At 55.3% G+C, this 23,711-nt stretch carries 22 protein-coding genes and 1 riboswitch; of the genes, 4 read left to right on the forward strand and 18 right to left on the reverse strand.

What is annotated here, in order from left to right; genetic code table 11:
- Positions 1–64 precede the first annotated feature (64 nt).
- The 7 genes from EVJ21_RS05625 to gatC all read right to left on the reverse strand — a co-directional run bounded on the left by EVJ21_RS05625 (position 65) and on the right by gatC (position 6,972).
- Positions 65–541: a DM13 domain-containing protein gene (locus EVJ21_RS05625; RefSeq protein WP_236633696.1), complete on the reverse strand. Its 477-nt coding sequence runs from the start codon at positions 539–541 to the stop codon at positions 65–67.
- A gap of 115 nt (positions 542–656) precedes the next feature.
- Positions 657–1,193, reverse strand: coding sequence for a GNAT family N-acetyltransferase (locus EVJ21_RS05630; protein ID WP_131490064.1), 537 nt, complete (start codon positions 1,191–1,193; stop codon positions 657–659).
- Positions 1,194–1,264: 71 nt separating this feature from the next.
- Entirely contained in the window at positions 1,265–2,626 is a 1,362-nt protein-coding gene (rlmD, locus tag EVJ21_RS05635) for a 23S rRNA (uracil(1939)-C(5))-methyltransferase RlmD (RefSeq protein ID WP_131490065.1), read from the reverse strand.
- A 95-nt stretch (positions 2,627–2,721) separates the two neighbouring features.
- Positions 2,722–3,723 carry a diacylglycerol kinase gene (locus EVJ21_RS05640; protein WP_070328599.1) on the reverse strand — a complete coding sequence of 334 codons (1,002 nt, stop codon included), beginning with the start codon at positions 3,721–3,723 and terminating at the stop codon, positions 2,722–2,724.
- A 62-nt stretch (positions 3,724–3,785) separates the two neighbouring features.
- Positions 3,786–5,216, reverse strand: a complete 1,431-nt coding sequence (gene gatB / locus EVJ21_RS05645) for an Asp-tRNA(Asn)/Glu-tRNA(Gln) amidotransferase subunit GatB (RefSeq protein ID WP_070328598.1) — start codon at positions 5,214–5,216, stop codon at positions 3,786–3,788.
- An 11-nt stretch (positions 5,217–5,227) separates the two neighbouring features.
- Positions 5,228–6,670, reverse strand: coding sequence for an Asp-tRNA(Asn)/Glu-tRNA(Gln) amidotransferase subunit GatA (gene gatA, locus EVJ21_RS05650; protein WP_131464134.1), 1,443 nt, complete (start codon positions 6,668–6,670; stop codon positions 5,228–5,230).
- A gap of 11 nt (positions 6,671–6,681) precedes the next feature.
- Complete coding sequence (gatC, locus tag EVJ21_RS05655; protein ID WP_016509877.1) at positions 6,682–6,972, reverse strand: Asp-tRNA(Asn)/Glu-tRNA(Gln) amidotransferase subunit GatC; 291 nt, start codon at positions 6,970–6,972, stop codon at positions 6,682–6,684.
- A gap of 215 nt (positions 6,973–7,187) precedes the next feature.
- On the opposite strand from gatC, the gene EVJ21_RS05660 reads away from it, so the two are divergent.
- Positions 7,188–8,891 carry a methyl-accepting chemotaxis protein gene (locus EVJ21_RS05660; protein ID WP_131490066.1) on the forward strand — a complete coding sequence of 568 codons (1,704 nt, stop codon included), beginning with the start codon at positions 7,188–7,190 and terminating at the stop codon, positions 8,889–8,891.
- 36 nt (positions 8,892–8,927) lie between these two features.
- On the opposite strand, the gene EVJ21_RS05665 is transcribed toward EVJ21_RS05660, so the two are convergent.
- The 3 genes from EVJ21_RS05665 to EVJ21_RS05675 all read right to left on the reverse strand — a co-directional run bounded on the left by EVJ21_RS05665 (position 8,928) and on the right by EVJ21_RS05675 (position 11,798).
- On the reverse strand, positions 8,928–10,304 hold the full coding sequence (locus tag EVJ21_RS05665) for an alanine/glycine:cation symporter family protein (RefSeq protein ID WP_131490067.1): 1,377 nt from the start codon (positions 10,302–10,304) through the stop codon (positions 8,928–8,930).
- 240 nt (positions 10,305–10,544) lie between these two features.
- The gene (gene bcp, locus EVJ21_RS05670) at positions 10,545–10,982 is read right to left on the reverse strand and encodes a thioredoxin-dependent thiol peroxidase (RefSeq protein WP_070328593.1); all 438 of its coding nucleotides are present in this window, start codon (positions 10,980–10,982) and stop codon (positions 10,545–10,547) included.
- Positions 10,983–10,994: 12 nt separating this feature from the next.
- Positions 10,995–11,798: a hypothetical protein gene (locus tag EVJ21_RS05675; protein ID WP_131490068.1), complete on the reverse strand. Its 804-nt coding sequence runs from the start codon at positions 11,796–11,798 to the stop codon at positions 10,995–10,997.
- Positions 11,799–11,968: 170 nt separating this feature from the next.
- On the opposite strand from EVJ21_RS05675, the gene pruA reads away from it, so the two are divergent.
- Positions 11,969–13,513, forward strand: coding sequence for an L-glutamate gamma-semialdehyde dehydrogenase (gene pruA / locus EVJ21_RS05680; RefSeq protein WP_070328591.1), 1,545 nt, complete (start codon positions 11,969–11,971; stop codon positions 13,511–13,513).
- Between the two features lie 51 nt (positions 13,514–13,564).
- On the opposite strand, the gene EVJ21_RS05685 is transcribed toward pruA, so the two are convergent.
- The 6 genes from EVJ21_RS05685 to EVJ21_RS05710 form a co-directional block, all read right to left on the reverse strand.
- A complete protein-coding gene (locus EVJ21_RS05685) occupies positions 13,565–14,380 on the reverse strand; it encodes a ZIP family metal transporter (RefSeq protein WP_131464142.1) in 816 nt (271 codons plus the stop codon).
- 128 nt (positions 14,381–14,508) lie between these two features.
- A complete protein-coding gene (gene ribH, locus EVJ21_RS05690; RefSeq protein ID WP_070328590.1) occupies positions 14,509–14,973 on the reverse strand; it encodes a 6,7-dimethyl-8-ribityllumazine synthase in 465 nt (154 codons plus the stop codon).
- Positions 14,973–16,154, reverse strand: coding sequence for a bifunctional 3,4-dihydroxy-2-butanone-4-phosphate synthase/GTP cyclohydrolase II (locus EVJ21_RS05695; protein WP_131490069.1), 1,182 nt, complete (start codon positions 16,152–16,154; stop codon positions 14,973–14,975). Before EVJ21_RS05695 ends, ribH begins: the two co-directional genes overlap by 1 nt.
- Entirely contained in the window at positions 16,154–16,795 is a 642-nt protein-coding gene (gene ribE, locus EVJ21_RS05700) for a riboflavin synthase (RefSeq protein ID WP_070328588.1), read from the reverse strand. The genes EVJ21_RS05695 and ribE overlap by 1 nt, the downstream gene beginning before the upstream one ends.
- Positions 16,776–17,858: a bifunctional diaminohydroxyphosphoribosylaminopyrimidine deaminase/5-amino-6-(5-phosphoribosylamino)uracil reductase RibD gene (ribD, locus tag EVJ21_RS05705; RefSeq protein WP_131464146.1), complete on the reverse strand. Its 1,083-nt coding sequence runs from the start codon at positions 17,856–17,858 to the stop codon at positions 16,776–16,778. Before ribD ends, ribE begins: the two co-directional genes overlap by 20 nt.
- A gap of 150 nt (positions 17,859–18,008) precedes the next feature.
- Positions 18,009–18,151, reverse strand: a riboswitch (FMN riboswitch).
- A 91-nt stretch (positions 18,152–18,242) separates the two neighbouring features.
- The gene (locus tag EVJ21_RS05710) at positions 18,243–19,055 is read right to left on the reverse strand and encodes an undecaprenyl-diphosphate phosphatase (protein ID WP_071398079.1); all 813 of its coding nucleotides are present in this window, start codon (positions 19,053–19,055) and stop codon (positions 18,243–18,245) included.
- Between the two features lie 451 nt (positions 19,056–19,506).
- Here EVJ21_RS05710 and EVJ21_RS05715 point away from each other — a divergent pair, with 451 nt between their 5' ends.
- The gene (locus EVJ21_RS05715; RefSeq protein ID WP_070328585.1) at positions 19,507–20,148 is read left to right on the forward strand and encodes a homing endonuclease associated repeat-containing protein; all 642 of its coding nucleotides are present in this window, start codon (positions 19,507–19,509) and stop codon (positions 20,146–20,148) included.
- Positions 20,149–20,192: 44 nt separating this feature from the next.
- Here the strand turns inward: EVJ21_RS05715 and EVJ21_RS05720 are convergent, their stop codons facing one another.
- The gene (locus EVJ21_RS05720) at positions 20,193–21,875 is read right to left on the reverse strand and encodes a GGDEF domain-containing protein (protein ID WP_131490070.1); all 1,683 of its coding nucleotides are present in this window, start codon (positions 21,873–21,875) and stop codon (positions 20,193–20,195) included.
- A 120-nt stretch (positions 21,876–21,995) separates the two neighbouring features.
- Complete coding sequence (locus tag EVJ21_RS05725; RefSeq protein WP_070328583.1) at positions 21,996–22,826, reverse strand: DegV family protein; 831 nt, start codon at positions 22,824–22,826, stop codon at positions 21,996–21,998.
- Positions 22,827–23,003: 177 nt separating this feature from the next.
- Between EVJ21_RS05725 and EVJ21_RS05730 the strand changes: the two genes are divergently transcribed.
- Positions 23,004–23,702, forward strand: coding sequence for an ABC transporter ATP-binding protein (locus EVJ21_RS05730; protein ID WP_070328582.1), 699 nt, complete (start codon positions 23,004–23,006; stop codon positions 23,700–23,702).
- Positions 23,703–23,711: the final 9 nt, after the last annotated feature.

Below are 23,711 nucleotides of genomic sequence, written 5' to 3' on the forward strand. Positions count from 1 at the left end.
CTCTCTAAGGTTGTTTATTTTCAAATATAATTAAACGACGACCTAAATTTTGAATGCATGATCATTATTGGGGATTCAACTCTCCCGTACCAAAAGTTGCATCGAACGCCCGGCACCAGATCACGACTGTTGAATATTGCGTGAGCTCGACATCTTCAGGAACCAAATAATTTTGGTTCCCAGTATTGCCCTTTAACGAACCTAGGCTGATCCCTTCTGTCGTCTCCATCCCCGGCTGAATCAAATAGACGAACAAGTCGGGACCATTTGTCGTTTGGAAATCTTCGAAACGCAGGTACACGCCATCTTCTGCACGAATCGTTTGAATGTTGCCTGACGTCTCATAATTTTTTTCACCATCCATGAACACCCCTGCCAAGTCGGTAAACTCCGTAGCGGCTCCATCATCCTCAGAAGCCGGAGGTTCCGTCGCCTCCTCAGCTTCTCCTTCTTCTACAGTTGTATCAAGTGAAGTCGGTGGAAGTCCTTCATCAACCGTCTCTTCCAAGAACAGCGGAGAAATGAGCCACCAACCAATCAAAAGTACGGCTACTCCTACTATACCTAGGATCACTTTTGTCACGGTTCGCATCATCTTCGCTCCATTTCATGAGAAAATCTCTAACCCTTCACCATCCTATGATGGCTGCGAGCACTCAGTACAAATAACCCAACAGATCCAATCGACCATCCGTCCACGCCTTCGTACCTACAGGGCGAATCATCAATTCATCAAACGATTCTTCTCCAATCCCGCGTATCATCTGCCGCTCATCGTCTATTTGGAGCCACGAACAAGCGTTGTCAACATGGCTGAATCCCGCTCGTAAATAAAGATCGGGTCGGTCCGCAAACAATAAGAGAAAATCGATCTGTTTCGTCTCTCCTATACTAATAACCTCGTTCAATAACGCTTCACCAATCCCGTTACCACGCACATCTTCCTGTACACATAAATCAATCACACCAAGAACTTGAATCGGTTGCCCGTTCAAATTCATCACCCGATAGTCTAACCCGACATGACCCACAACCTGACCTCGGTCTCCAAAAACAAGGAGACGAAGATGAGGTAATTGCTTGAAATATCGGCGTTTTGGATAGAGGGGTTCAAATGATGCCACTAACAAATCACTTAACTCATTGTTCAATTTCTCGTCAATGTCTAATTCCATATAACGCTGAATTTCCATTCGCACTTTCCTCCCCAACGTGATACTAAAAAACCTCCGATTTTAACAAATCGAAGGTCATTTTTTTCAGTTTATTCTATTTTTTCAAGCCACGCCACCGTCTCGACATGCGCCGTATGCGGGAACATGTCGACTGGTGTCACTTCGACTAATTCGTAGCCGCGGTCAGCAAGATAGCGCATATCGCGCGCCTGCGTCGCGACGTTACACGACACGTAGACGATCCGCTTCGGTGCCATCTCGACCATCGTCTCGAGGAACGACTCGGCACAGCCTTTGCGCGGCGGGTCGACGACGATGACGTCCGGATCGATGCCGTCTTGCTTCCACTTCGGAAGGACATCTTCGGCCGCTCCACAGGCGTACGTCACGTTATCGATCTCGTTGACGAGCGCGTTCTGTTTCGCGTCCTCGATCGCTTCCGGCACGACCTCGACGCCGTACACGTGCGCTGCTTTCCGGGCGAGGAACAGACTGATCGTACCGATACCGCAGTAGGCGTCGACGACTTGTTCCGTACCGGTAAGTTGCGCATATTCGAGCGCCTTGCCGTACAGCTTCTCCGTCTGGACCGGGTTGACTTGGAAGAACGAGTGCGGCGAGATCGTGAACGTTAGTCCACCGATCTTATCCTCAATCGTCTCGTGGCCATAGAGCAGCTTATTCGTCGCCCCTAAGATGACGTTCGTCTTGTCCGGGTTGACGTTTTGCATGATCGACGTCACGTCAGGAAGACGTTTCAAGATGTCGGCGACGATCTCATTCACGCCTTTGATTTTCGTCGTCTTCGTGATGAGGACGATCATCAGTTCACCGGAATGGTACCCGTAGCGGGCCATGACGTGGCGGATGACGCCGCGTCCTGTCTTCTCGTCATACGCCGGCACACCGTGCGCCGCGAGCACGTCGCGGACGACTTGGACGGCCTCATCGTTCCGCTCGTCTTGGATGAGACATTCCTTCATCTCGACGATGTCGTGCGAACGTGGGCGGTAGAACCCGGCGACGAGACGATCTCCTTCTTGCTTGAACGGCACTTGCGCCTTGTTGCGGTAACGCCACGGTTCCGGCATCCCGATCGTCTCGTGGACCGGGACGTCGAACTGGCCGAGCCGCTGGAGCGCCTCGACGACGCGGTCCCGTTTTTGACGGAGCTGGCCGTCATAGCTGAAGTGTTGGAGCTGACAGCCCCCGCATTGATAAAAGATCGGGCACGGCGGTTCGACCCGGTCCGTGCTCGCTTGTTTCACTTCGATCAGCCGGGCGAAGCCGTACTGTTTGTTCGTCTTCGTCACGACGATCTCGACCGTCTCACCCGGGAGCGCGTTCGGCACGAACAACGTATAGCCGTCGACGCGTGCCACGCCAGCCCCTTCGTGTGTGAGGTCATGGATGTGGACGTCGAGACGGTCGTTTTTAGTTACTGGTAACATGAGTCTCTCCTTTCCCGATTCGAGAAGTACGTATTGGTTCATTACCCGTTCAGAGGCCAACGAAAAGCTCGGCGTGAGCGCCACGCCGAGCCGACTTATTCTGCTTTCTCATTCGACACGTTGAACAATTGCTTGATCATCTGTTCGCGTTCGTACTGAGCGTTCAACTCTTCCATCTCGCGGATGCGCGCGTTCGGTGCGAGCACCGTCAAGTGACGGAACAAGTTCCGCATCTCACCCGTGCATTCGCCGCCATACTCGCCGTCGATGTTGAGGCTCATCCGCTCCGTCGTCGTCTTCATCTTGACGTGGCCCGTCTTGACGTGCTCGACGAGCGGGCTCGACAAGTGCTCACCCCGGAGCAACAAGCGGACGACGTGGATGAACTCGAACAAGTTACATTTCCGTAAGATGAACAAGTCGAACAAGCCGTCATTGAGTGACGCGTGCGGTGAGATCTTCTCAAAGCCGCCGACCGAGTTCGAGTTCGACGTGAGGAAGATCATCACTTCCCCGCTGAACGTCCCTTCGTCATGCTCGAGCTCGATATACGTCGGTTTGATGAGCGGCAGCTTCTCCATCCCTTTGACGTAATAGGCGAGCTGGCCGAGCGCCGTCTTCAACTTCGACGGCACTTCGTACGACAGCTCGGTCATGATGCCGCCGCCGGCGATATTGATGAAGTAATGGATGTCACCCGCCTCGCCTTCGATCTCCCCGAGGTCGACCGGCATCTCAAAACCGTCACAGATGACGTCGAGAGCGCCGACGACGCTCAAAGGAATCCGCATCGCCCGGGCGAAATCGTTCGTCGTTCCGACCGGGATGAGCCCGATCGTCGGACGTTCATCGAGCGGAGCGAGTCCCGAGATGACCTCGTTCAACGTCCCGTCCCCGCCGGCCGCGACGATCAAGTCGAACTCGGCCGCCGCGGCCCGCTCGGCTTCGAGCGTCGCGTCACCGATCGCTTTCGTCGCGTACGTCGACGTCTCATAACCCGCATCCTCGAGGCGGTTCAAGATATACGGGAGCTCCCGTTTGATCACTTCTTTTCCAGATGTCGGGTTATAGATGACCCGTGCGCGTTTTCGTTGCATATCGTTTCTCTCCCCTATGCTCATTTCGAGCGAAAAGCGAGACACAAGTGCCTCGCTGCTGCTTAACGTTTCGCGATCTCTTCGTGGAACAAGCCATCGAGGAGCGCCGGGTTCGCCATCCCTTTCGTCTGCTTCATGATCTGCCCGATGATGAAGCCTTTGGCACGGTCTTTCCCGTTCTTAAAGTCTTCGATCATCTGCGGATGCGCTTCGAACAAGTCGAGGATGTAGCCGCGCAACAAGTTCTCGTCCGAGATTTGGGCGAGACCGTTCGCTTCGACGTACGCCTTCGGTTCGGCGCCTTCTTCAATCATGGCCGTGAACACGCGTTTCGCGATCTTCGAAGAAATTGTACCTTCTCCGATCAAACGAATCAACTCCGCGAGCGAGCTCGGCGTCAATTTCATCGTCTCGACCGTCTCGTTCGACTTGTTCAAGTGGCCGAGCACTTCGCCCATGAGCCAGTTCGCGGCAGCTTTCGGTTCGGCACCGGCCGCTGTCGTCGCTTCAAAGAAGTCCGAGAACTCGCGCGTCGACGTGAGCGCCTTGGCGTCATAAGCCGACAAGCCATAGTTGTTCATGTAACGCTCGCGGCGTTCGACCGGAAGTTCTGGGAGCGTTTTGCGAATGCGCTCTTTCCACTCTTCGTCGATCTCGAGACGGACGAGGTCCGGCTCTGGGAAGTAGCGGTAATCGGCCGCCCCTTCCTTGACGCGCATGAGGATCGTCTTCTTCGCCGCCTCATCGAAACGGAGCGTCTCTTGACGCATGACGCCGCCCGTGATGAGGAGTTTACGATGACGCTCTTCCTCATAATCGAGTGCCTTCAAGACGTTCGAGAACGAGTTCAAGTTTTTGAGCTCCGTCTTCGTCCCGAACGGCTCTTGACCGAACGGACGGACCGAGATGTTACAGTCGCAACGGAGCGACCCTTCTTCCATCTTGACGTCCGAGACGCCCGCGAACGAGAGCACTTCTTTCAAGCGTTCGAGGTAAGCGACCGCGTCTTTCGGTGACCGCATGTCGGCCTCACTGACGATCTCGATGAGTGGTGAGCCGGTCCGGTTGAAGTCGACGACCGAATGTTTCTCGCCCGTATGGTTCATCTTCCCAGCATCTTCCTCGAGATGGACCCGCTCGATGCGGAACCGTTTCATCTCGCCATCGACTTCGACATCGACGTGGCCGTTAAAGCCGATCGGTTGGTCGAACTGCGAGATCTGGTACGCTTTCGGCGTATCCGGATAGAAATAGTTCTTGCGGTCGAACTTCGTATCGGTCGCGATTTCACAGTTGAGTGCCATCGCGGCCTTGATGGCGAGGTTGACCGCCTCTTCGTTCAATTTAGGCAGAACGCCCGGGTGTCCGAGACAGATCGGACACGTTTGCGTATTCGTTTCGGCACCGTACGTGCGCGAGCAGCCACACCAAATCTTCGACTTCGTGCTCAGCTCGGCGTGCACCTCGATCCCGATGATCGTTTCAAAGTTCATCGTTGTCCTCCTTAAAGCTGTGGCATCTTAAAACCGCCGTTTGCTTGTTCAAAAGCATGGGCCACGCGGTAGAGTGTTGGTTCGCTGAAGTGGTTCCCGATGATCTGTAGACCGACCGGGAGGCCGTCTGAGAGACCGGCCGGCACCGAGATGGCTGGTACACCAGCCAAGTTGACCGGGATTGTCATAATGTCGTTGGCGTACATTGTGAGCGGATCTTCGAGTTGTTCGCCGAGCTTGAACGCCGTCGTCGGCGCAGTCGGCCCGATGATCGCGTCATAGTTCTCGAACACGCGCGCGAAGTCTTGCTTCATAAGTGTGCGCACCTGTTGCGACTTCTTGTAGAACGCATCGTAATAACCTGAGCTTAACGCGTACGTCCCGAGCATGATGCGGCGTTTCACTTCTTCGCCGAACCCTTGCTCGCGTGAATACGTGAACACTTCTTCGAGCGCATCGGCCTCGGCGCGACGTCCGTAACGGATGCCGTCAAAGCGAGCGAGGTTCGAAGACGCCTCAGATGAAGCGAGTAAGTAGTACGTCGGGAGCGCGTATTTCACGGTCGGGAGCGATACCGTCTCAACGGTCGCACCGAGCGACTTGAGCGTCTCGACCGCTTGTTCGATTTGTTTGCGGACACCGGCTGACACGCCTTCTGCCATGAACTCTTGCGGCAGGGCGAACTTCATACCTTTAATGTCGCCATGAAGTGACGTCGTATAGTCCGGAAGGTCGACTGTCGCCGACGTCGAGTCCATGTCGCAATGACCTGAGATGACGTTCAACAAATAGGCGTTGTCTTCGACCGAGCGCGTGAGCGGACCGATCTGGTCAAGTGACGAGGCGAACGCGACGAGACCGTAACGTGACACGAGACCGTACGTCGGTTTCATGCCGACGACGCCACAGTAGGCTGCCGGTTGGCGAATCGAGCCACCCGTATCCGAACCGAGGCTAAACAGCACTTGTCCGGCTGCGACCGTCGCGGCCGAACCGCCTGACGAGCCGCCTGGCACGCGCGTCGTATCCCACGGGTTGCGGACGACTTTGAACGCTGAGTTCTCGTTTGATGAACCCATCGCGAACTCGTCCATGTTCAACTTCCCGATCGTGACGGCACCGGCGTCGTGAAGACGCTCGACGACTGTCGCGTCATGGGCCGGGACGAAGTTCTCAAGGAACTTCGAGGCACACGTCGTGCGTGTCCCTTTCGTGACGATGTTGTCTTTGACACCGATCGGCAACCCGAAGAGCGGGTTGTCCGCTGTCTTGGCGAGGTCGTCCATCCGTTTTGCTTGCTCGAACGCGTCCTCGTTCAACGTGAGAAAAGCACCGATTTTGTCATCGGTCGCTTCGATGCGGTCAAATGATTCTTTGACGAGGTCCGTTACCGTGACCTCACCTTCTTTTAATAAGGTATGTAGCTTGGCTACACCGTGATCGAATAGTGTCATGAAGGGCCTCCTTACTCAAAGACGGCTGGGACGCGGACTTGGCCGTTCTCCCAATCAGGCGCCATCCGTTCGACTTCCTCGCGAGGAAGTGACGGGCGGACCTCGTCTTTGCGCATTACGTTTTTCAAATCTAGGGCATGGGTCGTCGGGATGACGCCCGTTGTATCGAGTTCATCGAGTTGCTCGGCGAACTCGAGGATTTTTGTCAATTGCTCCGTGAAGTGCGTCACTTCATCTTCCGTGATCGCAAGTCGGGCGAGTCCGGCGACGTGCCGAACTTCAGCTTCAGTGATTCGAGCCAAAGGTTCCACCTCCAACAGTTTTCAATACATCGTTCATTATCATACCACTTTTCCATAAGACAAAAAAGAAAATCCAATCCGGTCAAAGATGATCATTTTTTGAAAGTTAGGGAATCGCGCTAGAATATTGACTCGTTTCAAAAAACAGCTATACGGTACACCGACAAATCTCATTATGCTAAGAGAGTAGCAAACATTTCCCGAGGAGGATCACTATGTCAATCCGTAACAAATTGATCGTCGCCTTCACCGTCCTGTTAGTCTTATTACTCGGTGTGAGCGGCTATTCATTCTATGCGTTGAATGCCTCGAAGGCAGCCCAACAAGACATGAACGTCTCTTGGGTGCCCGGCATGGACCAAATTCATCAAATCGACAAGCAGTTGCTCGAGATTCGCCAGCATATGATGCGTCACGCACTAGTCGAGGACGAGGTCACAAAGCAAAATGTCGAAATCAGCATTGAGACCGGTATCACGATTTTAAAACAACAGATGACCGGCTATGAGTCGACGATCATCAACAAGACCGACCGTGAACTGTTCGATCAAGCGACGGCACAATGGACGACGTTCCAGTCAAACATTGAGGAATTGATTCGCATCTCGAATGAAGAAGGACAAGCCGCGGCCGACGCCTACATCCGAGACACGGCCACGCCGAGCGCAGACGCCCTGTCGAATACGCTCGGTCTCCTCATCAACTTGAACCGTGATGGGATTCGTTCTGACACCGAGGCTGGTGAAGCGTTGTTTGCACAAGTCCAACTCACGCTCATCGTCATCATGATCGCCGCCATCGTCTTCACCGTACTCATGATGGTGTTCATCTTCCGCTCGATTTTCGAACCGTTGAACGAGTTCAAAGTGAAAATGCGCGAACTGGCGACGAGCCAAGGCGATTTGACGACGTCGATCCCGGTGAAGCGACGTGATGAGTTCTCTGGGCTCGCGCGCGACTTCAACCAATTCATCGCCAACCTGCGCCAGCTCATTTTGCAAGTGAACGGCGTCTCACGCGGGGTGACCGAGCAATCCACTCGCATGTACGACGAATTGAAAGCGCTTGATTCGTATATGACGACGACCGCCGCAACGACCGAGGACTTGACGGCCGGCATGCAACAGACCGCGGCGAGTGCCCAGGAAATGAACGCCTCCGCGTCGGATATGGAACGAACGCTTCACAACATCGTGACGATGGCGGCCGAACGAAAAACTGAGGCGGAACAAGTCGATGCCCGGGCCATGGCGCTCCGCAGCCACGCCGTCGAAGCGAAGGCGTCAGCGATCGACGTCTTGTCCTCGACACGGCACAATCTCGAACGGGCCATGCATGACGCCAAGGCCGTCCGCGAGATCGCGACGCTCACGAACGATATTTTAGACATCGCGGCTCAGACGAACCTGTTATCGCTCAACGCCTCGATCGAAGCGGCACGGGCCGGTGAGGCGGGACGCGGGTTCGCCGTCGTCGCCGACGAGATCCGTAAACTGGCCGAGACGAGCCGGACGACCGTCGAACGAATCCAAGCGATCTCGACGACCGTGCTCCATTCGGTCGATCATTTAAATGAGACGTCGAGCGAGATGCTCGGTTTCCTCGATACGAACGTATTGAAAGATTACGACCAGCTCGAAGAAGCGGCCGAACGCTACAGCGAAGACGCCGGGCGCTTTGAGGCGACCGCCTCTGAATTCGCCGAAGCGGCCACCGAACTCGAACAATTGACGGCCGCGATGATCGGCGTCATTCAAGACGTCGCCGTGACGGTCAATAACGGGGCGCTCGGTACGCAAGACATCGCCGAGAAAGTGACGCTGTCGGTCGACCGGTTCAGTGAGTTGAACCGTGTCACCGAAGCGTCGCAACGGAAGATGGACGAGTTGAGCGAGTTGATCGGCCAGTTCAAAGTGTAAACAAAAGGACGCACTCCCTCGGGAATGCGTCCTTTGTCATGCGGCCGACTGTTGCCGCTCTTTCCGTATCTCAAGTTCGAACCGCTTCGTCTCGGCGACGACGACACCTGACAAGAACAAGAGCCCGATCAAGTTCGGAATCGCCATCAGACCGTTGAAGACGTCCGAGACGGCCCAAATCAAGTTCAAGTTCGTCGTCATCGCACCGAGTCCGGCGACGACAATGTACACCATCCGGTACGGGACGATCGCCCGCTCCCCGAGCAGGTAATGGACCGAGCGTTCCCCGTAATAACACCAGCCGATCACGGTTGAGAAGGCGAAGAAGACGAGCGAGATCGTGACGATGAGTTCGCCGATCGGGCCGAGGAAGTAAGCGAACGACGCTTGCGTCAGCTCGATGCCTTGCAGCCCTTCCGTATACTGACCACCCATGACGATCGTCAACCCGGTGATCGAACAGACGATGAGCGTGTCGATCAACACTTGTGTCATCGAGACAAGCGCTTGCCGTCCCGGGAAATCCGTCTTCGCGGCCGCGGCCGCGATCGGTGCCGACCCTAGCCCAGCCTCGTTCGAGAACACGCCGCGCGCGACCCCGTAACGGATCGCGGCACCGAGCGCTCCGCCGCCGATTGCTTCGGCACTGAACGTACTCGAGAAGATCGTCGCGAACGCGGACGGGATCAAGTCGAAGTTTGTGACTAAAATGACGAGCCCGGCCCCGACGTAAGCGAAAATCATGACCGGGACGAAAATCCCGACGACTTTCCCGATCGATTTGACGCCACCGAGGATGACGAACCCCGTCAGGACCATCATGATGATACCGGTCGCAACCATCGGGACACCGAACGACGTGTTCAGCGCTAAACTGATCGAGTTCGTCTGGACGCCATTGCCGATACCGAACGCGGCGATCGAGGCGAACAAGGCGAACGTCATGCCGAGCCAACGTTTTTTAAGCCCGTGTTCTAAATAGTACATCGGGCCGCCGGCAACCTCGCCCCGTTCATCGACGGTACGATACTTGACGGCAAGGATCGCCTCGGCGTATTTTGTCGCCATGCCGATGAAGCCACTCAGCCACATCCAGACGATCGCACCCGGTCCTCCGAGGACGATCGCGGTCGCGACCCCGACCATGTTGCCGGTACCGACCGTCGCCGCGAGCGCCGTCATGAGCGCTTGGAAGTGCGAGATGTCCCCACGTTGCCGTTTTCGTTTTTCGGCTTCCACGCCTGTCTTTTGCTTCGGGATGAACGCTTCTTTCAAGCCGAACCCGAGCCGTGTCACTTGGATGAATCCGAGCCGGAACGTCAAGAAGATGCCCGTCCCGATCAATAATATGAGCAAGTGTGGTCCCCAGACGAAGTTCGATAGACTCGTCACCCAACTTTCAAACTGCTTCACGTGATGTTCCCCCTATGTATGTATTCGCTTGACTGCTGGTTTATATTTTTCAGAACATTCACAACTTCGTCAAGTTGACGCGGGGTGAAATCATACCGATTCCGCGTAATGTTTTTGTAATATATCTGTTCAACGCTCGGTTTTATCCTGTTTCCGACTTTAGTATTTGAAATAAAAATGTAACGATTCACTTCATCAAAAAAACCGACCTCCCCTATTGGGAAATCGGTTGGGTCCAACTTATTTGGCGAGCGCCGCGACGACCTCGTCGACGTGACCGTTCACTTTGACGCCGCGCCACTCCTCTTCGATATAGCCGTCCTCGTTGATGAGGAACGTCGAGCGGACGATGCCGTAATATTCCTTGCCATAATTCTTCTTCAACTGCCAGACGCCGTATAGTTCTGACACTTCATGCGTGTCGTCGACGAGCAAGTCGAACGGCAAATCGTTCTTCTCGATAAAGTTTTGATGCTTCTTCTGGCTGTCGGCCGAGATGCCGATGACGACGGCCCCGCTCATCTTCGGTGCGGCATCACGGAAATCGCACGCCTCGGTCGTACAGCCCGGCGTCGCGTCTCTCGGGTAGAAATAGAGGACGACTTTCTGGCCACGATAATCTTCGAGTGCGACCATGTCCCCATTTTGGTTCGGTAGTGTAAATGTTGGTGCTAACATCTGATTTCCTCCTTATCCGAACGACGGGTCGACGAGCTGTTCGTCATATCCGTCGATCGCTTGTTCTAGTTTTTGTTTGAGCGGGTCGAGCACTTCGAGGTAGTCGACCGGGTCTTCCGTCGCGGCCGCGTCGCGAAGCGCGGCCTCATTGTCGATATACCACGTCTGATACGCTTTAAAATAATCGGTCATGATCGTTTGGTTTTCCGGGACGGTGAGCGTCTCTGACATGAGCAGGAAGACGTTATTGTCCGCCTCGAGCGCGACATAGTCCGTCTGGGCGTTGACCCGGTCGTAAATCGGTCCGGCCTCATCTTCCGGCACGTCGGCGAGACGGGCGTTCGCTTCAGCGTTCACCCCGTACTCGCTCGCTTCGATCCCCGTCAACAACTCCCCGACCTCACCGATCACGTCAGCCGGGACTAAGGCCGGTGTGACGACGAGCGACCAATCGTCGCCTTCCTTGATCGCGACTTTGGCGAGTCGGTTCGGCAGTTCGTTCCCGTCACCATCCTCCATCTCATGGACGATATAGGCGACGTCCTCATCCTCGTTCACCCAGCTCTCGACGATGTCACCCGGCGTCAAGTCACGCGTCACGGCACCAGTCGCCGGGATGTCGGTCCGGGCAGCAGCATAGTCGATCTCTGCGAGCGCCTCGGCGTCCCCGTCACGGAGCGCTTGTCGATACGATTCATACACCGTCTCGACCTCGTCCGGGAGCGGTCGCTTCGTCTCTTCGACCGGTGCTGCCTCTTCATTCCCGCAAGCGCCGAGCATGAGTGTGAGCGCCAGCGGCAACATCCATTTTCTCATCCAATCATTCCTTCCTCGATCGATCTCTTTTCACCATCCTACCACGACTGAATTTAGAGCGGAAACGACACGCTTTTTCGGAAAATTGTTTCACTAGGATTTCATGAAGAATTCCGATACAATACAGACGTAAGCGCTTAACTGCATAATCACTTTAAGGGGGAACGAGAATGATTCCATACAAACATGAACCATTCACAGACTTTACAAACAAAGAGAACGCTGCCTTGATTCAAGCGGCGATCGAGAAAGTGAACGGGGAGCTTGGTCAGGACTATCCGCTCGTGATCGGTGGGGAAAAAGTGACGACGGAAGGTAAGATCACGTCTTACAACCCGGCCAATAAAGACGAAGTCATCGGACACGTCTCGAAAGCGAACCAAGAACTCGCGGAACGTGCGATGCAAGAAGCGCTCAAAGCGTTCGACACGTGGCGTCACGTCGACCCGTCAGTCCGTGCCGACGTCTTGTTCAAAGCGGCGAACATCGTCCGTAAACGGAAGCACGAGTTCTCGGCCTACCTCGTCAAAGAAGCGGGCAAGCCTTGGAACGAAGCGGACGCGGACACGGCGGAAGCGATCGACTTCATGGAGTACTATGCGCGTCAAATGCTCGAACTTAAACCCGGTAAGAAAGTCGAGAGTCGCCCGGGCGAGTACAACCGCTATGACTACATCCCACTCGGGGTCGGGATCGTCATCAGCCCATGGAACTTCCCGTTCGCGATCATGGCAGGAACGGCCGTCGCGGCCATCGTCGCCGGTAACACGATCCTCTTGAAGCCAGCTTCGACGACACCGATCGTCGCGGCGAAATTCGTTGAGGTCATGGAAGAAGCGGGTCTCCCGAAAGGCGTCCTCAACTTCATCCCGGGACCGGGCGCTGAAGTCGGCGACTACCTCGTCGACCATCCGAAGACGCGCTTCATCAGCTTCACTGGTTCACGCGACGTGGGTCTCCGCATCAACGAGCGTGCCTCGAAGTTGAACGATGGCCAAATCTGGCTCAAACGCGTCATCGCCGAGATGGGCGGAAAAGACACGATCGTCGTCGACGAATCAGCGGACCTCGAACTCGCGGCCCAGTCGATCGTCAAATCGTCGTTCGGTTTCTCCGGACAAAAATGTTCAGCTTGTTCACGCGCCATCATCGTCGACAGCGTGTATGACACGGTACTCGACCGCGTCGTCGAATTGACGAACGAACTGTCAGTCGGAAACACCGAGCAGAACGAACACTTCATGGGACCGGTCATCGATGCGGCCGCGTTCAAGAAGGTCACGTCGTACTTCGACGTCGCGAAAGAAGAAGGACGCATCGTCACGGGCGGTAAAGCGGACGACTCGACCGGCTACTTCGTCGAGCCGACGGTCGTCGCCGACGTCGCACCGAAAGCACGTCTCATGCAAGAAGAGATCTTCGGGCCGATCGTCGCCTTCACGAAAGCGAAAGACTTCAAAGAAGCGATCGACATCGCCAACAACACCGAGTACGGCTTGACGGGCGCGGTGCTGACGCGTGACCGCTCGAACCAAGAATACGCACGCCAAAACTTCCACGTTGGCAACTTGTACTTCAACCGTGGTTGCACAGGCGCGATCGTCGGCTATCAGCCGTTCGGCGGCTTCAACATGTCAGGGACCGATTCAAAAGCAGGCGGGCCGGATTATATCCAGCTCCACATGCAAGCGAAAACGACGTCAGAGACGTTTTAATCCAGGAAGGCACGACGGGACAGCCCGTCGTGCCTTTTTTCTGTGTCGGCCTCACCCTAACGCCACGTCTAAAATCATCATGACGGTAAATCCAAGCATCAAGGCGATCGATGCCAAGTCCTTATGGCCATTCTCTTGCGACCCGGGGATGACTTCTTCGACGACGACAAAAATCATGGCCCCTGCGGCAAAGCTCAATGCGAACGGCAGTAGCGGCTCCATGACAAACACCGCCCAAACACCGAATAAGGCGGCGACCGGCTCGACGACGGCCGACAACTGTCCGTAGAAAAAACTCTTTCGTCGTGACATCCCGTCCCGCCTTAACGGCAGCGCCACCGCCACGCCTTCTGGAAAGTTTTGAATCCCGATCCCGATCGCGAGGGCGATGGCACCCGTCAACGAGGCCGATGGAAAGTCAGCCGCGACCGCCCCGAACGCGACCCCGATCGCTAGCCCTTCCGGTATGTTGTGCAACGTGATCGCTAAGACGAGCAACGTGCTGCGCTTTCGTTTGAACGGGCCGATTCCTTCCGCCTCACTGAGCGGGGAAGTCGGATGCAAGTGCGGAATCAGTTGATCGATGCCCCATAAAAAGAATCCCCCCAATAAAAAGCCGATCGTGGCCGGGAACCAGGCCGGCCAAGCGTCCTGTCCTGCCATCTCGATCGCCGGCGCGAGCAGCGACCAAAAACTGGCGGCAATCATCACCCCGCCGGCAAATCCGAGCATCCCGTCCATCAGCCGTTGATTGATCGATTTCGTCGTGAACACGACAGCCGCCCCGAGCGCCGTCATGCCCCATGTGAACAACGTCCCGAGCAAGGCTTGCACGGCCGGGCTCAGTTGAGCCACCCCGTCCCACATCGCCATCGCCTCCCCTTAAGCTTTGTATGCGCACCCTACTCTTTTCCCGTCGTCCCTGTGTCGCTAATCCCGATTTGAACAATCAAAAAAGAGGAGAGCGACGTCGCTCTCCTCCGTTATAGCCTTACTTAAAATGTACGCATCAAGTTCGCCATCTCGATGGCCGCTGTCGCTGCTTCCCAGCCTTTGTTCCCGGCTTTCGTCCCGGCCCGCTCGATCGCTTGTTCAATCGTCTCGGTCGTCAAGACGCCGAAGATGACCGGCACTTCCGACTGGTAGCTCGCTTGAGCGACACCTTTCGCCGCTTCGCTGCAGACGTAGTCGAAGTGCGGCGTCGCCCCGCGGATGACCGCACCGAGCGTGATGACAGCGTCATACTTCTTGCTCATCGCCATCTTTTTGGCGACGAGTGGGAGTTCGAACGCGCCCGGGACGAACGCGATCTCGACGTCGTCTTGCTCGATGCCGTGGCGCTTCAACGCATCCTTCGCCCCGTCGAGCAAGCGCATCGTAATCAAATCGTTGAACCGCCCGACGACGATCCCGATTTTCAAGCCTTTACCAACCAAGTTACCTTCAAATGTATGCAACATTATTCTTCTCCTCCAAAATGATTCATTTTTTGTTGTTTCGTCAAGCGATAGCGTTCATTCTCAGCGTGCTCCCCGACGATGATCGGGACGCGTTCGACGACGGTGATGCCGCACGCCTCCAAGGCATCGACTTTCTCTGGGTTGTTCGTCATGAGCCGCACGTTCGTGACGCCGAGGTCACGCAACATGCCCGCGCTCACCCGGTAGTCACGCAAGTCGGTATGCAACCCGAGCGCGACGTTCGCCTCGACCGTGTCGAGCCCTTGCTCCTGCAGTTCATACGCCTTCAATTTATTCAGTAAACCGATGCCGCGCCCTTCTTGACGCATGTAGAGCACGACGCCGCCCTCTTCTTCAATTTTAGCGAGTGACGCATCAAGTTGCGGACCGCAATCGCAGCGGTAAGAGCCGAACACGTCACCGGTCAGACATTCCGAATGGATGCGGACGAGCGGTGCATGTTCAAGTTCGCCTTTGATGAGCGCGACGTGCTCTTCGCGGTCAAGGACGTTTCGATAACCGATCAGGCGAAACTCACCCTTAGCCGAGGGGAGATTGACGTCCGCCTCTCGTTCGACGAGGTCCGTCTCCATATAGCGGACGAGCTCCTCGATCGTGATAAATTTCAAATCGTGCCGTTCCGCGACGTGGACCAGGTGCGGTACTCGAGCCATCTCGCCGTCTTCACGGATGATTTCGCAAATGACGGCGACCGGCTCACTCCCTGACAGTCGGGCCAAATCGACCGACGCTTCGGTGTGGCCGCGCCGCACCGAGACGCCACCTTTTTTCGCGATGAGCGGGAAGATGTGTCCCGGCCGTTGAAAATCGGCCGGACGCGCGTTTGCATTGGCCAGCTCGCGGACCGTGTGGGCCCGTTCGCTCGCCGAGATGCCCGTCGTCGTGTCGACATGATCGACACTGACGGTGAACGCCGTCCCGTGCGGATCGGTGCTGTTGTCGACCATCGGCGACAAGTCGAGCCGGACGGCGACTTCTTCCGCCAGGGCGGCACAGACGAGCCCTTTCCCTTCCGTGATGAGGAAGTTCATCGTCTCGGCCGTCATCTTATCGGCGAGGACGACGAAATCACCTTCGTTCTCCCGGTCCTCGTCATCGACGACGATGATCGGACGCCCCATCTTCAAATCTTCGATTGCTTGTTCGATTGTGTGAAACATCACCATCCCGCCTTTCCGTATCCCATCGACGCAAGTGATTCGAGCGTCATGTCCTTTTGATTCACTAGCTTTTCCATATATTTAGCCAACATATCGCATTCCAAATTGACCTTATCCCCTGCCTGCTTCATCCCGAGCACCGTCTCACTGTACGTGTGCGGGATGAGCGACAGCGTGAAGCCGCGTTCAGTGACCTCATACACCGTCAAGCTCGTCCCGTCGACCGAAATCGAACCTTTAGGGACGATGAAACGGAGTAGCGACGGCTCGCAACTAATATCGATGTAGACCGCGTTCGCGAGCGGACGCTTCTTGACGATGCGACCGACCCCGTCGACGTGTCCCGAGACGAAGTGACCGCCAAAGCGACCGTTCGCCGGCATCGCCCGCTCGAGGTTGACGTCCGTTCCAGGGCGGACCCCGTCTAGACTTGACGCTTTGAGCGTCTCCGGCATGACGTCGACGGCAAAACTCGTTTGATCAAACGCCGTCACGGTCAGGCAAATCCCGTTCACCGAGATGCTGTCGCCGAGCTTCACGTCTTCTAACACGATCTTGCCCGCGAGCGTGAGCCGTAGCGACGGCCCGTTCCGCTTCACTGCTTTCACACTGCCGATTTCTTCAACGATTCCCGTGAACATCGGACTCCCCCTTTCTCATGACGAGCTTGATATCGGTACCGACAGTTTCGACCGAGCCGATCGCGAAGCGCTCGATCGCATCTAACGGCCCGGCTTGGCTCGAGCGATAGACGCCTCGGTTCCCACCGAACACGCGCGGTGACTGATACATGACCCATTCGTCGACGTATCGTCCGTCAAAGAGTGACGTCACGAGCGTCGGTCCCGCCTCGATGAGCAAACGGCCGACGCCGCGACTATGCAAGTCACGAAGGACGTTGTCGAGTGTCGAATAGTCGGCAAGCTCGACACCGTTTCGCGCGAGCTCGGTCCGTTTCACTTCATCATCGGACAGCGTATAGACGAGCACCGGCACATCTTTCGCGCTCCGGACGAGCTGACTCGAGAGCGGTAAGCGGAGCTCGCGGTCGAGGATGACCCGAAGCGGCTGACGTGTCGGCGTGTCGAGCCGGACGGTCAAGGCAGGGTCGTCGGCGAGCACGGTCCCGATTCCAGTCAAGACGGCATCGACCGTCGCCCGTAGTTCGTGGACGTCACGTCTCGCTTCAGTCCCGGTCACCCACTGGCTCTCACCCGTGTCGAGCGCGACTTTCCCGTCTAGGCTCGTCGCCGTCTTCAATACGACGTACGGCCGTTTCGTCTCAAGCGAACGTAGGAACGCCGGATTGAGCGCACGGGCCTCGTCTTCGAGCAGACCGACTTCGACGTCGATCCCCGCCGCCTTCAAACGGGCGACACCTTTCCCTGCGACGAGCGGGTTCGGATCTTTCATCGCGATGACGGCGCACTTGATGCCCGACTCGACGATCAAGTCGGCACATGGCGGCGTTTTCCCGTAGTGCGAGCACGGCTCGAGCGTGACGTAAATCGTCGCACCGTATGCGGACGCACCGGCCATGCGAATGGCGTGTACTTCGGCGTGCGGTTCACCGGCCTTCAAATGGGCACCGAATCCGACGACGCGACCGTCTTTGACGACGACGGCCCCGACGAGCGGATTCACACCGGTCTGTCCGGCAGCGGACTTGGCCAATTGGATTGCTTGTTGCATGTACTGTTGCATCGTTCTCCCTCCTTGTTTCGTACAAACAAAAAGACCCTAAGGATGTCCTTAGGGTCTCGGCGGGAGGTCTCAGTCGTCATTTGGCAGGCCAAATAAGCGTTTTCTTTACAGAAAAACGTACGACGAAGCACAGGTCACGAGGACCTGTCTTTTTTCCTTCTCCCATCCAGACTATACTGTCGGCTCTAGAGTCACACTAGATCCACCGTTCGCACACGTGCGCCCGGGTCACGGACTTAGGGCTCGCGCCCATCACCGCCGGTTGGGAATTGCACCCGACCCCGAAGGAATATTTGTTTGTACGCATTTACTTTATCGCAAAAAAGAATCGAAGGCAAAAATAAAAGTGCAAAAAAGCGCCACTCCGATGAGCAGCGCTTCCAATCAAGCCAAGAACAAGACGACGAGCAAACCGACGATCCAGCAATAGAACGAGAAGTACTTGAGCTCACCCTTCGCCATGATGTGCTGGAACCATTTGAGCGAGATGGCCGTCAGCGCGTACGAGGCGATGAACGCCAAGACGAGCGGACCGAACAGATCACGCGTCGCTGGGTCGGTGAAGAGTGCCGGGCCGTCCAAAATCATCGTCCCGAGACTGACCGGGATGAACAAGAAGAACGAGAACCGGAGCGCCGACTCTTGTTTAATGCCGAGCAACATCGCCATGACGATCGTGGCACCCGAGCGGCTGATCCCGGGGATAAGCGCGACCGCTTGGGCGAGACCGATCAAGATGGCGTCACGTAACGTGATACCGCCGTCACCTTTATTCCCGCGCATGTTGCGGATGAACCAAAGTGCGACCCCGGTCAAAATCAATGTGTAGCCGACCGTCGCGACGCCGCTGAGCGTCTCACCGATCCAATCTCCGAATAACACGCCGAGCACGCCGGCCGGTACGGTCGCGACGAGCAAGAGACCGATGAACTTGACGTCGATCATCGTATCCTCGCTGCGGTCTTTCTTAAATAAGAACGTCCACAGACTGACGACGAGGCGGACGACATCTTGGCGATAAATCGTCAAGACGGCGAGGAGCGACGCAAAGTTGACGAAAATCTCGAACGACAGCCCAGGTAATTCGATATTGAATAGCTCTTGGAAGATGACCAAATGACCGCTCGACGAAATCGGGATCGGCTCCGTGAACCCTTGGACGAGACCAAGCAGCAAGTAAAATAACCATATTGTCATATCATAATATCCTCTTTTCTCAAATTCGCTCAATGCGGCTATTTTAGCAGAATCACAGTTTCATTGACCACCCTTAAAAAAAAATTCGTATATTTTGAAAACTTTTATTGATTAGTCTGAAAATTAAATTTATTATAGAGGTGTACTCAACTGGACAACGGTGATGACCCCATTGTCCAGCTGGGTACATTTTTGTATGGAATTCATATAAATTACCAAAAATAAAACTTTTTGTTTACAAATGAACCCATATAATATTAAATTTGTAATATACCTGTTACCTTTTTTTTCAATCTTTCATCCGACTTTAGACCTATCACGTCCCATTTTTAACATAAAAAACTTACAAAAGCGCTTATAAATCGTAAAAACTATCCGATAGTATGATTGTAGAAGCACTTTCGTCATCATTGTCGGTTCAGATATGAGTCCATGGAAGGAGGAACCATCATTGAGTCAAACGCTATCCACTAATACTCATCACTTATCAACCGAACAGCAACGCATGATTCACTGTATTCGTTTGCTCGGGGATTTATTAAAGGAACGTCCTCGTCGCTCTGTCTATCGTCGTTTCGCGATGGAGCAAAACTGGCCGTCTCCCGAATCGATCATTCGACAGTTCGGATCATGGGCCGAGGCACTCGCCATCGCCGGCTATGAATGGCATGGGGAAATCGCCGTTGATTTACCCGATAAAATGCCAAAATATACACGCGATGATATCGTCGAGACGCTTGCCCTCTATTCACGGGACATGGGTTCGATCATCACGCTGAAGAAATATCAAGAATGGCGGAAACTACATCCGAAAGCACCGAGCCATTACCACATCGTCAAGACGTTCGGTTCGTGGCATGACGCCTGCGCCGAAGCCGGGCTTGAGGCGAGCGTGACTTACTCGAAGTCAGAGTTGTCGAACGCTCTTCGAGAAGCGATTCATGAGATGGGCTTCTCTCTTTCATTCGAGGCGTACCGAGAATGGGCGAAACGCAACAACAAGCCATCTACGAAAGCGATCTTGCATCGTTACGGGTCTTGGTCCGCTGCCATCCATGCGGTCGAGTCCGACATGTTCAGCCAGAAATCATAATCATTCATTCAAAAAGGAGAACCGTTTAACGGTCCTCCTTTTTTTCATTGAATTCGTTCGGTCGACGTGTCCCGGTAATGGGCGACACGGTCGCGACCGTTAAACTTCGCCCCGACGTACATCGCCCGGTCGGCATGTCGCAACACCGTATCGAGCTCTTCGTACTCATGAATCGTCTCGATGCCGATGCTCGCCGTCACTTGGACCCGGATCCCTTCTGTCCCGAACGGGTGTGACCGGAGCGCTTGCCGAATCTTCTCACCGGTCACAATCCCCGCCGCCTCGTTCGTCCTCGGGAACACGAAGACGAACTCTTCGCCGCCGTAACGCGTGACGAGGTCACTGCTCCGGACGAGCCGGTTGAACAGGACCCCCGCTTCAATCAACACTTCGTCACCGAACGCATGGCCGTACGTATCGTTAATCGATTTAAAATGGTCGAGGTCGATCAAAAAGACCGACAACGGATACGACGCGACGTCGTTCAATCGCTCTTTCGTCCAACGTTTCAACGCCCGTTGGTTCGGCAACCCGGTCAACGGATCGGTCAGACTCTCGTGCTGGAGCCGATCCCGTTCATCGATCCGCTCGAGTGACCACGACAGGGTCTTGAGCAAGCGGTGAATCTCGACCGCGAGCGCCTCATCATAGGCACCGTTCGCCGTCGTCGAAATCATACAGCTGACCGCGTTCGTCGTGCTCGTCACCGGTTGAATGACGAGCGCGGAATGATGCAGTTCGCTTTGGTTCACCTGAAGCTCCGGGTGCCACTCGTGGAGCGAATCGTACAGAAAGTATGGCTCACTCGCGTCACGGTGCCGTTCGAGCGTATACGCATCAGTGACCGCTTCCGCTTTCCGCCCCCGCACATCATAAAACGTCTGGTCCCCGTCTCGATTGATTTGAAGCCAGCCGCGCTCGACCTCGACGACTTCCCGTAAGCCGTTCCAAAACTTTTCAATTAACAACGCTTCGCTGTCGACGCGATAGAGCTGTTCTTTCAACCGCTCGACTTGGTCGATCTTCGATTGCGTCTCTTCTGTCTGTGTCGCTTTCGACAACCCCATCTTCAAGATCGACAAGAGCAGGAACGTCGCCATCAACCCGACATACCCGAACAGTTGGAACGCCTCGAGCGCGACCATCGTGAACAACAGCTCGAGCGAGATGACGAGCCAATCGAACCGTAACAACCGCCACATGATCGGCAGCGGGATCCGCTCCCCGATCAAGAACCGGGACATGACGAAGCTGAAGCCGAGGACGAGATAAAGCACTCCGAAGAAACCGATCAGTGCCACTCCTTGCTCGAGCAAGTGGACGGTCGACCCGATCTCACCGCCGAGCGAAAAGTAGACGAGACCCGGGATGACGAGAATCATCGCCTCGATCAACGTGTTGAGCGGATAAAAGTGTAAGAAGCGCCGGCGGCCGACTTTCCTGTTGAACGCCCGTGCCTGGAACGTCAACAACAGCAATTGCCCCATTAAAAGTGCCGGGACGAGCCCGTACAAGAAGAACGTCATGAAGACGAACAGCTCGTGGAATGTGAAGTGCAGGTGCCGCCGCTTCAACGGGTTCATGACGAACAAGGCACCGAGCGTGTAGATGAACCAGAAGAACGCCCAATCGAACGTTTCCAGATCGGTCCACGTGTAATAGACGATCCCGATGAAGACGAGCGACCACGAGAGCCAGCTCCTTATGAGATACTTCCGAAACCGCATCGTCTTCCCCCTTTTCTTGTAACATTCTTTAATAGTATGAAGGGTTTTGGAGAAACATTCCAGTCGTTGTTTGAAAGTTGTGACAATGAAAAAACCGTGGCGTGCGCCACGGTCTGTCCGTTATTTCGCTTTCAAATAAGAAATGCCGATCGAGCCGGACCCGGTGTGGGCCCCGAGCAGCGGCGCGAGCGTGTCGACGCGGATCGGCACCTTGTCGCCGAGTTCCCGTTTCCACGACTCCGCAAGCTCTGGCACGTTCCCGTGGAAGATCGAGACGTCCGTGCATTCGCCTGACTCGATCGCCGCCCGGATGACCTCGAACAAGTGGGCTTGCGCCTTTTTATACGTCCGTACGGTCTGATACGGGACGATGAGCCCGTCCTCGAAGCGGAGCACCGGCTTCAGCTGCAGCATGTTGCCGATGAGCGCTTTTGATTTCGAGATGCGTCCACCTTTTTGCATTTGCGTCAAATTTTGAATCGTCAGTTCGATCCGGACGTCCTCGACGCGCTGTTTCATGTACGCCTCGACGTCATCAAGGGCGTCTCCGCGCTCGACGCGCTCGATCAGTTCTTCGAGCAACAGACCCATCGTATAAATACCCGACCGTGAATCGATGGCGAGCAGCTTGAACTCGGCGATCTCGGCCCCTTGGATCGACGCAGAGTACGTGCCGCTCAAGTCAGACGACAGGTGGACGGCGATGCCCATGTCATACTTCGGCTTCAACTCTTCATACAGCGTGGCGAAATCCCCGATTGCCGGTTGGCTCGTCGAGACGCGCTCGCCGGCATCGATCCAGTCGTACACCGTCTCGGCGTCGACTTCGATGCCGTCTTTATAAGGTTGATCGCCCTTGACGACGTAAAGCGGGACGATATGGATGTCTGGGTGGTGTTTGATCGAATCTGGCAAGACGACCGTGCTGTCCGTGATGTAGGCAATTTTCATGTGAGCCTCTCCTTTAAAATCGTGATTAGTACCTGGTAGTATGATTTTATCACAGGTGAAACGGTTTCACTAATTTTTCAAAAAATGTACCCGTCTTCGTCAAACGTTCAAACCTCTAAGGTCCACAACCCGCCCGAAACGGGTAAAAGATAACATGGACAAAGGAGGCGTTTTTTTATGATTCGAATCGAGAACGTCAATAAGATTTACAAGACCGGTGACATCGAGACGGCCGCCTTGAAAGACGTCGACTTGACGATCAACGACGGGGCGTTCGTCGTCATCCTCGGACCGAGCGGCAGCGGCAAGAGTACACTCTTGAACGTCATCAGCGGGCTTGATACGGTCACGTCCGGGAACATCACGTTCGATGACACCGTCTTGACCGACCTGTCCCCGGAACAGATGACGGCGTTTCGGCGCGACCATCTCGGCTTCATCTTCCAACAATACAATTTGCTCCAAAACTTGACCGTCTACGAAAATATCCAGATCGGGGCCGACCTGTCGACGCAACCGCTCGGTATCGACGAGCTGTTAGAGCAGGTCGGGCTGTCGCCTGCGCGCGACAAGTACCCGTACCAACTGTCCGGCGGTGAGCAGCAGCGCGTCTCGGTCGCCCGGAGTCTCGCCAAAAACCCGTCGATCATCTTTTGCGATGAACCGACCGGCTCGCTCGACGAGGACAACTCGAAGAAAGTGCTCGAGCTGCTCGAACGATTGAACACGACGTACGGCAAGACCGTCGTCGTCATCACCCACAACACCGGCATCAGCGCCATGGCCGACGACGTCATCAAGATGAACTCGGGACGCATCGTCGAACTGACGCACAACCCGGTCCGACAAGCCGCGCGCGATATCGCTTGGGGTTAGGAGGTTTCG

The organism is Exiguobacterium sp. SH0S2, assembly GCF_004337185.1.
In the GTDB taxonomy this organism is placed as follows: Bacteria; Bacillota; Bacilli; order Exiguobacteriales; family Exiguobacteriaceae; genus Exiguobacterium; species Exiguobacterium aurantiacum_A.

Excerpts from the sequence above, each read along its gene's own strand:
- ribD (WP_131464146.1), bottom strand. The coding sequence starts at position 17,858 with ATGCAACAGTACATGCAACAAGCAATCCAATTGGCCAAGTCCGCTGCC.
- rlmD (WP_131490065.1), bottom strand. The coding sequence starts at position 2,626 with ATGTTACCAGTAACTAAAAACGACCGTCTCGACGTCCACATCCATGAC.
- EVJ21_RS05660 (WP_131490066.1), top strand. The coding sequence starts at position 7,188 with ATGTCAATCCGTAACAAATTGATCGTCGCCTTCACCGTCCTGTTAGTC.
- EVJ21_RS05710 (WP_071398079.1), bottom strand. The coding sequence starts at position 19,055 with ATGACAATATGGTTATTTTACTTGCTGCTTGGTCTCGTCCAAGGGTTC.
- EVJ21_RS05725 (WP_070328583.1), bottom strand. The coding sequence starts at position 22,826 with ATGAAAATTGCCTACATCACGGACAGCACGGTCGTCTTGCCAGATTCG.
- EVJ21_RS05695 (WP_131490069.1), bottom strand. The coding sequence starts at position 16,154 with ATGTTTCACACAATCGAACAAGCAATCGAAGATTTGAAGATGGGGCGT.
- gatB (WP_070328598.1), bottom strand. The coding sequence starts at position 5,216 with ATGAACTTTGAAACGATCATCGGGATCGAGGTGCACGCCGAGCTGAGC.
- bcp (WP_070328593.1), bottom strand. The coding sequence starts at position 10,982 with ATGTTAGCACCAACATTTACACTACCGAACCAAAATGGGGACATGGTC.
- EVJ21_RS05730 (WP_070328582.1), top strand. The coding sequence starts at position 23,004 with ATGATTCGAATCGAGAACGTCAATAAGATTTACAAGACCGGTGACATC.
- ribH (WP_070328590.1), bottom strand. The coding sequence starts at position 14,973 with ATGTTGCATACATTTGAAGGTAACTTGGTTGGTAAAGGCTTGAAAATC.
- EVJ21_RS05640 (WP_070328599.1), bottom strand. The coding sequence starts at position 3,723 with ATGCAACGAAAACGCGCACGGGTCATCTATAACCCGACATCTGGAAAA.
- EVJ21_RS05675 (WP_131490068.1), bottom strand. The coding sequence starts at position 11,798 with ATGAGAAAATGGATGTTGCCGCTGGCGCTCACACTCATGCTCGGCGCT.
- gatA (WP_131464134.1), bottom strand. The coding sequence starts at position 6,670 with ATGACACTATTCGATCACGGTGTAGCCAAGCTACATACCTTATTAAAA.
- EVJ21_RS05630 (WP_131490064.1), bottom strand. The coding sequence starts at position 1,193 with ATGGAAATTCAGCGTTATATGGAATTAGACATTGACGAGAAATTGAAC.
- EVJ21_RS05685 (WP_131464142.1), bottom strand. The coding sequence starts at position 14,380 with ATGTGGGACGGGGTGGCTCAACTGAGCCCGGCCGTGCAAGCCTTGCTC.
- EVJ21_RS05720 (WP_131490070.1), bottom strand. The coding sequence starts at position 21,875 with ATGCGGTTTCGGAAGTATCTCATAAGGAGCTGGCTCTCGTGGTCGCTC.
- ribE (WP_070328588.1), bottom strand. The coding sequence starts at position 16,795 with ATGTTCACGGGAATCGTTGAAGAAATCGGCAGTGTGAAAGCAGTGAAG.
- pruA (WP_070328591.1), top strand. The coding sequence starts at position 11,969 with ATGATTCCATACAAACATGAACCATTCACAGACTTTACAAACAAAGAG.